Genomic DNA, 12,632 nt, shown 5'->3' with positions numbered 1-12,632 from the left:
TAGTTTTATTGGATTTATTGATGTTTGACTCTCTTATTGTTCAATTTGTGGTACTTTGGGCGGTTATCGACCCTATTGGTAGCGTACCCGTATATCTTGCTAAAACCGTAGGTTTACCCCTTGAAGATCGGCGTAAAATCGCCCGTAATGCGATCCTTATTTCCGCAGGGATTTTAGTCTTTTTCTTAATTCTAGGACAAGCTCTATTGGAAGCGATGCAAATTCCACTTACCGCATTCCAAATTGCAGGCGGATTGGTATTATTGCTTTTTGCATTAACCATGATTTTTGGCGAAAGCAAACCTGAACAAGAAATACGCCTTTCCACTAACCTGAACGAATTGGCTGTGTACCCCCTCGCAGTTCCTTCTATCGCCTCGCCCGGGGCAATGATGGCTATCGTGTTATTAACGGATAATCATCGTTTTAGTTTTATCGATCAAATCTTTACCACCATAATTATGTTATTAGTCTTGTTAATTACTTATTTTTTACTGCTTGCAGCAAATAAAATTCAACGTATTATCGGTAATACAGGGGCGGCAGTAATTAGTCGGGTAATGGGATTAATTCTTGCGGCAGTAGCCATTAATAATATGTTAGTAGGTATTCGTGATTTCTTTACTCAAATCACTTAGTACCACAAAAGTGCGGTCAATATACCGATTTTTTATTCAACAAATAAGCAAAAGGAAACAATATGACTAACTTCATTCATACTGAAAAAGCCCCAGCTGCCATAGGGCCTTATGTACAAGCCGTAGATTTAGGCAATATAATTATGACCTCTGGACAAATCCCTGTTAATCCACAAACAGGCGAAATTCCAACGGATATTGTGGCACAAACCCGTCAATCACTACAAAATATTCAAGCCATTATTGAACAAGCTGGGCTAACTGTGGCAGATATTGTTAAAACTACCGTTTTCGTTAAAGATCTCAATGATTTTACTGCTGTCAATGGCGAATATGAACGTTTTTTCCAACAAAACAACCACCCCAATTTCCCCGCTCGCTCTTGTGTTGAAGTGGCACGCCTACCTAAAGATGTGGGAATTGAAATTGAGGCAATTGCGGTAAGAAAATCATAGATAAATAACAAACAAGCTAAAAATGGCATAGTATTACTATGCCATTTTTTACACTTAACCTTTATATAATCAACAAATTTTAAAATAAAATATCAACTAAAGAATCAACTTCTACTCAATCATTTCCTATGCCATACCCAGCGGAAACTCAGGTAAAAGGCATTAATCCATCTTAGTAAATGTAAAATACCAATCTCGTGATTGCCCCCCCAATTGGACTAACAACTAACAGATTACAAGGTAAATTTTTATGACAAAATATTCAATTAATTAGCATATCCTTTATCTTATCCTCTATTACCAGTCTTCTATATTTTGAACAATAAAAGAAATACGTCGCCAACAACGAAACTGTGAACATTAGCAAAAGCAGAGAAACAGCTGAAAATTATTTCAAAAATTGACTGCACTTTAATTTAAGAACAACAAAGAGAATATTAACAATTACTCTATATCCTATCTTCCGTCCACTGAAAAGCTAACAATAATCCACTTTTTTACATTGAGATCCACAGCAGAAAATAGTAAAGTAACAGGCTGTTTATTCTAATTAAAAAAACCAATAATTAAGGTGGCTTATTATGGGCAAAAGTGTAGTTATCCTTGGGGCGCAATGGGGCGACGAGGGTAAAGGGAAAATCGTAGATTTATTAACTGATCGAGTGAGTTATGTTGTTCGCTATCAAGGGGGGCATAATGCTGGGCATACGCTAATTATTAATGGAGAAAAAACGGTATTACGTTTAATTCCATCAGGTATTTTGCGTGATAATGTAACCTGTTTAATTGGTAATGGCGTAGTATTATCGCCAGAAGCCTTACTACAAGAAATGGGGGAGTTAGAAAGTCGTGGTGTTAATGTTCGTGATCGTTTACTCATTTCTGAAGCTTGCCCACTTATTTTGCCTTATCATGTTGCTATGGATCATGCTCGTGAAAACGCCTTAGGCAAAAACAAAATTGGCACAACTGGACGTGGTATCGGCCCTGCTTATGAGGATAAAGTGGCTCGCCGAGGTTTGCGCGTAGGCGATTTATTCAATTTAGACAGTTTTGCTGAAAAATTAAAAGAAATTGTGGATTACTACAATTTTCAGCTTACCCAATATTATAAAGCTGAGCCTGTGGACTATAACAAAATCCTTGAACAAGTTCGTTCAGTGGCTGAGCTTATTAAGAGCATGACCGCAGATGTGGCAAGCATTTTACATAATGCTCGAGCTAATGGTGATAATATCCTATTTGAAGGGGCACAGGGGACAATGTTAGATATTGACTATGGTACCTATCCTTTTGTAACAAGCTCTAACACCACTGCGGGTGGCGTAGCCACAGGGGCAGGTTTTGGGCCTCGTAATATTGATTATGTATTGGGTATTATTAAAGCCTATTGTACTCGTGTGGGAAGTGGGCCTTTTACCACCGAATTATTTGATGAAGTAGGGGCTGAAATTGCACGCAAGGGCAATGAATTTGGTGCTGTAACAGGTCGTCCACGCCGCTGTGGTTGGTTTGATGCGGTGGCAGTACGGCGTGCAGTGCAAGTTAACTCAATCTCTGGTTTTTGTATGACAAAACTTGATGTACTAGACGGTTTTGAAGAATTAAAAATTTGCGTAGGCTACAAAATGCCAAATGGCGAAGTTGTTGAATGTTCACCACTTGCCGCTAAAGATTGGCAAGGGGTAGAACCGATATATGAAACCATGCCAGGTTGGAAAGAAAACACTTTCCGAGTGACTAAACGTGAAGATTTACCGCAAGCCGCCTTAAACTACATTAAACGTATCGAGGAAATTGTAGGTGTACCTGTAGATATTCTCTCCACCGGTCCAGATCGCCAAGAAACCATTATCCTGCGTGATCCTTTTGCTTAATTCTAATCAATAGATAAAGTGCGGTAAAAAATTTCATTTTTTGACCGCACTTTTATTTCTGATCGTTACCTTTTTTCAAATAAAACAACTATAAAAACCCAAAGATAAAATAATCTAAAACCTCCGTTTAAATATATAGTCGCCTCAATTTAAAATGAGAAAGGCGGTACGTCAAAGACAGTACAAGTAGTACGGCGAGACGTACCAACGCTGTATCATTTTAAAGTGGAATGACTATAAAAAAGGCGACCCTAAGGGTCGCCAAACTGTAACATGAAGTTACTACGCATAATACATTTCAAATTCAACAGGGTGTGGAGTCATATTTAAACGTTCCACATCTTTACGTTTCATTTCAATATAAGTATCAATGAAATCTTTGCTGAATACTCCGCCTTGGGTTAAGAATTCATAATCTTGTTCAAGGGAGTTTAATGCTTCTTCTAATGAACCTGATACTGCTGGAATGTCTTTAAGTTCTTCAGGTGGTAAATCATAAAGATTCTTATCCATTGCTTCACCTGGGTGAATTTTGTTTAAGATACCGTCTAATCCCGCCATTAATAAGGCTGAGAAAGCTAAATATGGGTTTGCTAATGGATCTGGGAAACGAGCTTCAATACGGGTTGCTTTTGGCGAAGTTACCGCTGGGATACGGATTGATGCCGAACGGTTACTAGCAGAATAAGCAAGTAATACAGGTGCTTCAAACCCCGGTACTAAACGTTTATAAGAGTTCGTTGATGGGTTAGTGAAAGCATTCAGTGCTTTAGCATGTTTAATAATTCCACCGATATAATAAAGTGCGGTTTCTGATAAACCTGCATATTTGTCGCCCATAAAGATATTTTTTCCGTCTTTGCTTAAAGACATATTACAGTGCATACCTGAGCCATTATCGCCAGCAAAAGGTTTTGGCATAAAACAGGCTGTTTTACCATGTTCTGCTGCCACATTTTGCACCACATATTTATAAATTTGGGTTTCATCGGCTTTTAAGGTTAGTGAATTAAAGCGAGTTGCAATTTCGTTTTGCCCAGCTGTTGCTACTTCGTGGTGGTGTGCTTCAATCACTAAGCCCATTTCAGCCAATAATAAACACATTTCAGAACGAATATCATGTCCGCTATCATTTGGTGCAACGGCACAATAACCGCCCTTCACTAACGGACGATAGCCACTGTTACCTTCTTCATAATGGGTATTGGTATTCCAAGCAGCTTCTTGATCATCAATTTGGTAACTGACTTTGTTCATTGCAGTGCTAAAACGCACATCATCAAATAAGAAAAATTCTGGTTCAGGTCCAAAAGACGCACTGTCGGCAATACCTGTGCTTTTTAGATAATTTTCTGCACGTGTAGCAATAGAGCGAGGATCACGATCATAGCTTTGCATGGTGTTTGGTTCATAAATACTACAACGAATGGATAATGTTGGAATTTGAGCAAAAGGATCAACAACAGCAGTTTCTGCAATCGGCATTAATAACATATCCGCTTTATTAATGGTTCTCCAACCTTCTACAGATGAACCATCGAACATTTTCCCCTCTTCAAATAAATCTTCATCAACCAAATTGGCAGGGATAGAAACAGCGTGTTCTTTACCCTTAATATTGGTAAAACGCAACAATACAAATTTAATATCATTTTCTTCAATAAGACTAAAAACGCGACTAACAGCTGTGTTTGACATAGATACTTCCTCTTTTTGATTAAAATTTAACGTTTATTATGACTAATCTTATCAATGATTTAATCAATGTGGTAAAAGATACACATATCATCTAACAAAATCAATATATTTTTAAAAATAATTTATGAATTTAATTAATACTTGGTTTTTATATAAAAATGCAACTGTATTTGTGAAAAATTTTTAACTTATAATCCTATATGCTATGATTTTTTATATTATTTAATAGCTCACACCTTGAAAAAGTTGTATAATCTGCAACCTTTTTAATAGCATATTGTTCCTTAAACCATTAAGAATAGATTAAATGAAAAATACTTTAGACATTAATAAATTGCGTAATATTGCAATTATTGCACACGTTGACCATGGTAAAACCACCTTGGTAGATAAATTATTACAACAATCAGGTACATTAGAGGCTGCCCGTAATGGCGATCAAAATGAACGTGTTATGGATTCCAATGATCTGGAAAAAGAGCGCGGTATTACCATTTTAGCTAAAAATACTGCCATTAATTGGCAAGATTATCGTATCAATATCGTAGATACCCCGGGGCATGCTGACTTTGGTGGCGAGGTAGAGCGTGTGCTGTCTATGGTAGATAGCGTATTACTTATTGTTGATGCTTTTGATGGTCCAATGCCACAAACACGTTTCGTAACACAAAAAGCTTTTGCCCATGGATTAAAACCTATTGTGGTCATTAATAAAGTGGATCGTCCCGGTGCACGTCCTGATTGGGTAGTGGATCAAGTGTTTGATTTATTTGTTAATCTTGGTGCAACTGATGAACAACTTGATTTTCCAATTATTTATGCCTCAGCATTAAATGGCGTAGCAGGTTTAGATCACGAAGATCTTGCCCCAGATATGACCCCATTATTTGAGGCTATTGTGAAATATGTTGAACCACCAAAAGTAGAACTTGATGCCCCATTCCAAATGCAAATTTCGCAACTTGATTACAATAGTTATGTGGGGGTTATTGGAATTGGACGCATCAAACGTGGTGCGATTAAACCTAATCAACAGGTTACCATTATTGATAGCAACGGCAAAACCCGTAACGGTAAAGTAGGACAAGTCCTCGGACATTTAGGCTTAGATCGTTTTGAAGAAGATATTGCACGAGCTGGCGATATTATTGCCATTACAGGATTAGGGGAACTCAACATTTCTGATACCATTTGTGATGTAAATCATGTTGAGGCATTACCTGCTCTAACCGTTGATGAACCAACAGTTACCATGTTTTTCTGTGTAAATACCTCGCCATTTTGTGGGAAAGAAGGAAAATATGTAACATCACGCCAAATCCTAGAACGCCTGCAGAAAGAGTTGGTACATAATGTGGCATTACGGGTAGAAGAAACCGATAACCCTGATGAATTTAAAGTTTCAGGACGTGGAGAATTACACCTTTCTGTGCTTATTGAGAATATGCGTCGTGAAGGTTACGAATTAGCCGTATCTCGTCCTAAAGTAATTTTTAAAGAAATTGATGGACGTAAACAAGAACCTTTTGAACAAGTAACCATTGATATTGAAGAACAACACCAAGGTGCGGTTATGGAAGCCTTGGGGATTCGCAAAGGCGAAGTAAAAGATATGGTGCCAGACGGTAAAGGGCGTACACGTTTAGAATATATTATTCCAAGTCGTGGCTTAATTGGTTTCCGTAACGAATTTATGACAATGACCTCAGGCACAGGATTACTTTATTCCAGTTTCAGTCATTATGACGATGTTAAAGCTGGCGAAATTGGACAACGTAAAAATGGCGTATTAATTTCTAATGCCACAGGTAAAGCTCTTGCTTATGCATTATTTGGTTTACAAGATCGTGGTAAATTAATGATTGAGCATGGTGTGGAAGTTTATGAAGGACAGGTTATTGGTATTCATAGCCGTTCTAATGATCTCACTGTAAACTGCCTACAAGGGAAAAAATTAACCAATATGCGTGCTTCTGGTAAAGACGAAGCGGTAGTATTAGTACCACCAGTACGTCATTCTCTTGAACAAGCTATTGAATTTATTGATGATGATGAACTCGTAGAAGTTACACCAACTTCCGTGCGTATTCGTAAAAAATTACTCACTGAAAATGAACGCAAACGTGCTAATCGAGGTTCTGCGAACGCTTAATTTAGCTTATTAGGTTAAAAATAATCTAAAAATTAAACCGCACTTTGTTTGTAAAAGTGCGTTTTTTTTGGAGTAATGGACAAAAATGTGGGAAAAAAGCGGATTTAAGCCTTATAGTGCAAGACTTTAACTCACTTTTTTGAAAATGAACAAAAAACTTGTCCTTTTTGCCTAAATCTGAATATTAAGAAATATGGCATTCAAAATAATATTCAACACTATAAATGCTATCATTGTAATAAAACCTTTACCTTTAAAAATAAATTAAATCCCACTGAAATTTGGTTTCGTTATTCTCAATGAAAACAGACGTGTAAAGCGCTTGCAATTAAATATCAATGCTCTGTTAAAACAATTCAAAGATATATTGATACAGCCCCGAAAAATATCTTAATTTTACCCACATCAACTTATTTAAATATTATTATGAATACCACTTCTTTAAACGAGATTTTGGTGTGTTAGTGTTAATGGATAGCCTCGATTTATCATCAAATTATGAAAACAAAAAAGATATTTATTATCGGACAGCACTAAATCGGTTAAGAAAAAAAATCTATATTATTCAATCAACTACCTGCATAGCTGTCGTAGATTATTAAAAAATATTCAATACGCCTATTCAAATGAGTCATTTTCATCTTGTGGCAATGGCGATGAGAAGGTGAAGAAAAAACATAAATCTCTAGCTGGAAATGACTTAAGAAAACATTAAAAGAAAGTCAAAAGCATGATTTTTTGTCGTTTACATTATTGGTATTTAAAACATCAAGATTATTTGAATGAACGCTCAGAGAAATGCAATGAAAAAGGTTATTTTCCTTATAAACATAAAGGATTAATAGGAGCATTAAACATGATTAAAGATATTTATTTATCTTTGAAAAGCATACGGAATTAAATTTTGAAAAAACAACAAATCAATTAGAAGATTTATTTAATGAACTTAAGCGGAAATTAATTAATCACAACGGATTCATAGGAAAGCGTAAAATTTTGTTTATAAAGGATTTTTAAATAAAAAGAGTTGCTAACAATTTGAGGAAATTATTATTAGCAACTATTTTGTCCATTACACCTAATTAACGAATATTAAAATTTAGATTGCCCTCTGTTATTTAAGTTAGTGCGGTCTAAATTATTAAAGTTTTTCTACTAACTCAACGGCGGCACCAATATAGCTTGCAGGAGTAAGTTGTTGTAAACGTGCTTTTTCTTCAGCTGGAATAGCCAGTTTTTCAATAAATTCGTGCATAGCTTGTGCATCTACTCGTTTGCCCCGAGTGAGTTCTTTGAGTTTTTCATAAGGTTTTTCAATACCATAGCGACGCATAACCGTTTGAATTGGTTCGGCAAGAACTTCCCAGTTTTGATCGAGTTCATCAAGTAGGTGCTGTTGGTTGACTTCTAATTTGCTGATGCCTTTGCGTGTGGCGGTATAGGCAATTAAACAATAACCTAAACCCACGCCTAAATTACGCAATACGGTAGAGTCGGTAAGATCTCGTTGCCAACGTGAAATCGGTAATTTGCTGGCAAGGTGTGCCATGACAGCATTGGCTAAACCTAGGTTGCCTTCGGAGTTTTCAAAATCAATTGGGTTGACTTTGTGTGGCATTGTTGAAGAACCAATTTCGCCAGCTATGGTGCGTTGTTTGAAATGATTTAATGCAATATACCCCCATAAATCACGATCAAAATCAATAATAATGGTGTTAAAACGTGCAATATTATCAAAGAGTTCGGCGATATAATCATGTGGTTCAATTTGGGTGGTATAAGGGTTCCAAGTTAGCCCAAGGCTTTCCACAAATTCTTGGCTAAATTTATGCCAATCAATATTGGGATAAGCCGATAAATGTGCGTTATAGTTACCTACTGCACCGTTAATTTTGCCTAAAATTTCCGCTTGTTGTAATTGGTTAAGTTGGCGACGTAAGCGATAAACCACATTTGCCATTTCTTTCCCAATGGTGGACGGAGAAGCGGGTTGCCCATGGGTACGAGAAAGTAGCGGAACGGATTTGTATTGTTGTGCTAAGGCAGTAATATCCTCAATTAGTTGTTGCCATTCTGGTAGAAGCACTTGTTCACGAGCTGTTTTTAACATTAAGCCATGGGATAAATTATTAATATCTTCTGAGGTACAAGCAAAATGAATAAACTCACTGATATTGGTTAATTCTGGTAAATGTTCACTTTTTTCCTTTAAGAAATATTCTACGGCTTTTACATCGTGGTTGGTGGTACGCTCAATCTGTTTGATACGTTCGGCATCGGCTAAGCTGAAATTTTCTACAATTTGATTGAGGTAATCGTTTGCTTGTGTAGATAAAACAGGCACTTCGCTAATTTCAGTTGTTGCTGCCAGTTTTTGTAACCAACGAACCTCTACGGTAACTCTAAATTTTAGTAATCCAAATTCAGAAAAAATATCACGCAAGGCGTTGGCTTTGTCTTGATAGCGTCCGTCAATGGGAGAAATTGCGGTTAAGGCGTTGAGTTGCATAATAGCTCCATTTAATTAATCGATGATAAAAATTGTTGTGCTTGATTGATGATTTTACGGCGAGAAAATAAGATTTGCCATTTTGTGCCACCCACTTGTCGCCATAATACTGCCGAACGAATTCCTGCTAATAAACAAGCACGAATTTGGTGTTGTATTAAAGGTTGTTGTAGGTAAATTGGATTACCTTTCACTTGAATTTTGTTACCTAATGGACTGATAACGTCCACATAAATCGCAGCGAGGTTGGCGAGCATTTGTTCATCAAATAAATCAAAATACGCCATTTGGCTAGGTAAACGCTGAATTCTGTGGGCTAAATCAGTTTTTGCTGTGGCGGATTTATTGAGTTTGCTTTCTAAGGCTAATAAACTTAGCCAATAGCGACTTAGCTCAATATCTTTTTCCCCTTTTGCACCATTAAACTGCTCTAATAATGTGGTTAAACCTAGTTCAATTTCTTCTATACCGCCGTAAACCGCGAGGGTATTGGGTGGAGAGGTTTTGAGTAAACTCTGAATTGAAGGTTGTAACGAGGCTTTTTCAGCTTCACCATAGTGAGCAAATTGTTGTACTAATTTAGCAGATTGACATACGCCCGCAAGGGCAAGAGTAATATCGTAATAATTTGCCATGAATAAAAATAAAAGCAATAACAGTAAAAACTGACAGAAATATAACATTTCTCCATTAAATTTGAAAGCGATCAAAAAACAATCTTGCTTGTGATTGCTTACTTATTGTAATTTCTCTATCCAATAATTGATTTATCAATAAAAAAGCGTATTATAGACGTCCAAACATCTAAACATCTATTTAATTATCATTTAGGTATCATTTATGGCAAGTCATTTATTTACTTCTGAATCCGTATCAGAAGGACACCCAGATAAAATTGCCGATCAGATTTCTGATGCGGTATTAGACGAAATTCTTAAACAAGATCCTAAAGCACGTGTTGCTTGTGAAACCTATGTCAAAACAGGTATGGCATTAGTGGGCGGTGAGATTACCACTTCTGCTTGGGTTGATGTAGAAAATATTGCTCGCCAAGTGATTTGTGATATTGGTTATACCAGCTCGGATATGGGCTTTGATGGACATTCTTGTGCGGTATTGAATGCCATTGGTAAACAATCTTCGGATATTAATCAAGGGGTAGATCGTGAAAATCCGCTTGATCAAGGGGCGGGCGATCAGGGCATTATGTTCGGTTATGCCACCAATGAAACGGAAGTCTTTATGCCAGCGGCGATTACTTATGCACACCGTTTAATGGAGCGTCAGGCTTTGGTGCGTAAAAATGGTACTTTGCCTTGGTTACGTCCCGATGCGAAAAGCCAAGTGACTTTGCAATATGAAAATAATCAAATTGTAGGCATTGATGCGATTGTGCTTTCTACTCAACATGCGGATAATATTGAGCAAAAAGCGTTGCACGAGGCGGTAATGGAAGAAATTATTAAACCTGTGTTGCCTGCTCAATGGCTCACTGCCAAAACCAAGTACTTTATTAATCCAACAGGGCGTTTTGTGATTGGCGGTCCAATGGGGGATTGCGGTTTAACAGGACGTAAGATTATTGTGGATACCTATGGTGGTGCAGCTCGTCATGGTGGCGGTGCATTTTCTGGTAAAGATCCGTCTAAAGTTGACCGCAGTGCGGCTTATGCTGCTCGTTATGTGGCGAAAAACATTGTCGCCGCAGGATTAGCGGATCGTTGTGAAATTCAACTTTCTTATGCCATTGGCGTGGCTGAACCTACTTCCATTATGTTGGAAACCTTTGGCACAGCGAAAGTGAGTGAAGCCTTATTAGTTCAATTAGTGCGTGAGCATTTTGATTTGCGTCCTTATGGGTTAATTAAAATGTTAGATTTAATTCGCCCAATTTATCGTGAAACCGCTTCTTATGGGCATTTTGGGCGAGAGCATTTCCCTTGGGAGCAATTAGATCGTGTGGACGAATTAAAACAAGCCGCAGGAGTGAAATAATCATATTACATATTAATTAAGGGAATGTTCATTCCCTTAATAATCCTTACTATGCTATGCAACAACAGCAATTATTTCGTCATATTAATTTACAAGTGATACGCCAAGTAAAACATTGTTTGCAACAAGCGGAACAATATTTTCAACGGCATTTTGCCTTTCCCCAAATTGAATATAAGTTACGCGGTTTAAAAGCGGGTGTCGCTTATTTGCAACAAAATAAAATTAACTTGAACCGCACTTTATTATTGGAAAACCAACAAGCCTTTATTCACCAAACTGTTCCCCACGAGATTGCTCATTTAATTGTTTATCAACAATTTGGTTTGGTTAAACCTCATGGGGCGCAATGGCAATTTGTGATGCAAGAAATTTTCCATTGTCCCGCCACAACTTGTCATCAATTTGATGTAAGTAATGTGCAGGGCAAAACCTTTTTATATCAATGTGCTTGTCAGCAATATCCGTTGTCATTACGCCGTCATAATAATATTCAACGTAATGGGGCGGTGTATTATTGTAGAAAATGTAAAGGTGCATTGGATTTTGTCGGCTAATATGTTACTCTCAGCTTGCGATTTTTATATCGCTTACAGCATTTAATTATTTTAAGGAGTTTCATAATGAAAAAGACATTACTTACAGTCGCATTAGCAACCACATTAGCTGCCCCTTCGGTATTAGCAAATGTATATGTACAGGGTGATTTAGGTTATTCAACAACGAAAACGACAGGATCAATTTTTAAGAAAAACCATTTTGAACCTCGTTTAAGTGTAGGTTATCAATTACAGGATTTCCGCTTAGCGTTGGATTATACCTATTATCGTGATATTAAAGACGTTTATGATGATTCTGGTGTTCAAGGCAATGCTAAATTAAAAACTCAAGGTCTTGGTTTTTCTGCTATTTATGATATTCCGGTACAATCAGTGGTAAAACCTTATGTAGGCGTACGTTTAGCTATTAACCGCTTAAAAGTAACTGATGATTGGGTTGATAATGGATCAATTCCAGTTCAAGATGGTTACTATTCACATACTAATACCAATTTAGGTTATGGCGTAGTGGCAGGTATTACCTATCCATTAGTACAAAATTTAAAACTTAATGCAGGTGTTGAATATAACCATTTAGGTAAAATTGATGATGTAAATGTAAGAAATTACGGCGTTAAAGTAGGTTTACGCTACGATTTCTAATTAAAACATAGAATATTTTTTAGCAAGATAAAAACCGCTTGTAAAATAAGAGCGGTTTTTTTAATCGCACTTGGTCAGAATTAAATTTCAAATAAATTAAACAATA

General features: G+C 36.9%; 10 protein-coding genes and 1 pseudogene. 8 read left to right on the top strand and 3 right to left on the bottom strand.

The genetic code is table 11. The annotated features are described in order from the left end of the window. Positions 1–20: 20 nt before the first annotated feature. The 3 genes from A6A20_RS08480 to A6A20_RS08470 all read left to right on the top strand — a co-directional run bounded on the left by A6A20_RS08480 (position 21) and on the right by A6A20_RS08470 (position 2,970). Positions 21–638, top strand: coding sequence for a MarC family protein (locus A6A20_RS08480; protein WP_279573018.1), 618 nt, complete (start codon positions 21–23; stop codon positions 636–638). A gap of 62 nt (positions 639–700) precedes the next feature. After that, on the top strand, positions 701–1,093 hold the full coding sequence (locus A6A20_RS08475; protein ID WP_279573017.1) for a RidA family protein: 393 nt from the start codon (positions 701–703) through the stop codon (positions 1,091–1,093). 581 nt (positions 1,094–1,674) lie between these two features. Further along, entirely contained in the window at positions 1,675–2,970 is a 1,296-nt protein-coding gene (locus A6A20_RS08470) for an adenylosuccinate synthase (RefSeq protein WP_279573016.1), read from the top strand. Between the two features lie 282 nt (positions 2,971–3,252). Here A6A20_RS08470 and glnA read toward each other — a convergent pair whose 3' ends face one another. Further along, a complete protein-coding gene (glnA, locus tag A6A20_RS08465) occupies positions 3,253–4,668 on the bottom strand; it encodes a glutamate--ammonia ligase (protein WP_279573015.1) in 1,416 nt (471 codons plus the stop codon). A gap of 307 nt (positions 4,669–4,975) precedes the next feature. Here glnA and typA point away from each other — a divergent pair, with 307 nt between their 5' ends. Together typA and A6A20_RS12770 are read left to right on the top strand one after the other, a co-directional pair. After that, the gene (typA, locus tag A6A20_RS08460) at positions 4,976–6,820 is read left to right on the top strand and encodes a translational GTPase TypA (RefSeq protein WP_279573014.1); all 1,845 of its coding nucleotides are present in this window, start codon (positions 4,976–4,978) and stop codon (positions 6,818–6,820) included. 168 nt (positions 6,821–6,988) lie between these two features. After that, positions 6,989–7,123 (top strand): annotated as a pseudogene (locus tag A6A20_RS12770) (transposase-like zinc-binding domain-containing protein); the annotation flags it as partial. Between the two features lie 838 nt (positions 7,124–7,961). Here the strand turns inward: A6A20_RS12770 and purB are convergent. Next, complete coding sequence (purB, locus tag A6A20_RS08455; RefSeq protein ID WP_279573013.1) at positions 7,962–9,329, bottom strand: adenylosuccinate lyase; 1,368 nt, start codon at positions 9,327–9,329, stop codon at positions 7,962–7,964. A gap of 11 nt (positions 9,330–9,340) precedes the next feature. Further along, positions 9,341–9,964: a high frequency lysogenization protein HflD gene (hflD, locus tag A6A20_RS08450; RefSeq protein WP_279573775.1), complete on the bottom strand. Its 624-nt coding sequence runs from the start codon at positions 9,962–9,964 to the stop codon at positions 9,341–9,343. Positions 9,965–10,169: 205 nt separating this feature from the next. On the opposite strand from hflD, the gene metK reads away from it, so the two are divergent. The 3 genes from metK (at position 10,170) to A6A20_RS08435 (ending at position 12,526) form a co-directional block, all read left to right on the top strand. After that, on the top strand, positions 10,170–11,324 hold the full coding sequence (gene metK, locus A6A20_RS08445; RefSeq protein ID WP_279573012.1) for a methionine adenosyltransferase: 1,155 nt from the start codon (positions 10,170–10,172) through the stop codon (positions 11,322–11,324). A 56-nt stretch (positions 11,325–11,380) separates the two neighbouring features. After that, the gene (locus A6A20_RS08440) at positions 11,381–11,881 is read left to right on the top strand and encodes a SprT family zinc-dependent metalloprotease (protein ID WP_279573011.1); all 501 of its coding nucleotides are present in this window, start codon (positions 11,381–11,383) and stop codon (positions 11,879–11,881) included. A 66-nt stretch (positions 11,882–11,947) separates the two neighbouring features. Then, complete coding sequence (locus A6A20_RS08435) at positions 11,948–12,526, top strand: opacity family porin (protein ID WP_279573010.1); 579 nt, start codon at positions 11,948–11,950, stop codon at positions 12,524–12,526. Positions 12,527–12,632 lie beyond the last annotated feature (106 nt).

This window comes from Volucribacter amazonae (assembly GCF_029783845.1).
Taxonomy (GTDB): domain Bacteria; phylum Pseudomonadota; class Gammaproteobacteria; order Enterobacterales; family Pasteurellaceae; genus Volucribacter; species Volucribacter amazonae.
This window is presented reverse-complemented; position numbering and strand designations above follow the sequence as displayed.

Coding starts and splice junctions, on each gene's coding strand:
- A6A20_RS08475 (WP_279573017.1), top strand. CDS start 701: ATGACTAACTTCATTCATACTGAAAAAGCCCCAGCTGCCATAGGGCCT.
- typA (WP_279573014.1), top strand. CDS start 4,976: ATGAAAAATACTTTAGACATTAATAAATTGCGTAATATTGCAATTATT.
- A6A20_RS08440 (WP_279573011.1), top strand. CDS start 11,381: ATGCAACAACAGCAATTATTTCGTCATATTAATTTACAAGTGATACGC.
- hflD (WP_279573775.1), bottom strand. CDS start 9,964: ATGGCAAATTATTACGATATTACTCTTGCCCTTGCGGGCGTATGTCAA.
- metK (WP_279573012.1), top strand. CDS start 10,170: ATGGCAAGTCATTTATTTACTTCTGAATCCGTATCAGAAGGACACCCA.
- glnA (WP_279573015.1), bottom strand. CDS start 4,668: ATGTCAAACACAGCTGTTAGTCGCGTTTTTAGTCTTATTGAAGAAAAT.
- A6A20_RS08480 (WP_279573018.1), top strand. CDS start 21: ATGTTTGACTCTCTTATTGTTCAATTTGTGGTACTTTGGGCGGTTATC.
- A6A20_RS08435 (WP_279573010.1), top strand. CDS start 11,948: ATGAAAAAGACATTACTTACAGTCGCATTAGCAACCACATTAGCTGCC.
- purB (WP_279573013.1), bottom strand. CDS start 9,329: ATGCAACTCAACGCCTTAACCGCAATTTCTCCCATTGACGGACGCTAT.
- A6A20_RS08470 (WP_279573016.1), top strand. CDS start 1,675: ATGGGCAAAAGTGTAGTTATCCTTGGGGCGCAATGGGGCGACGAGGGT.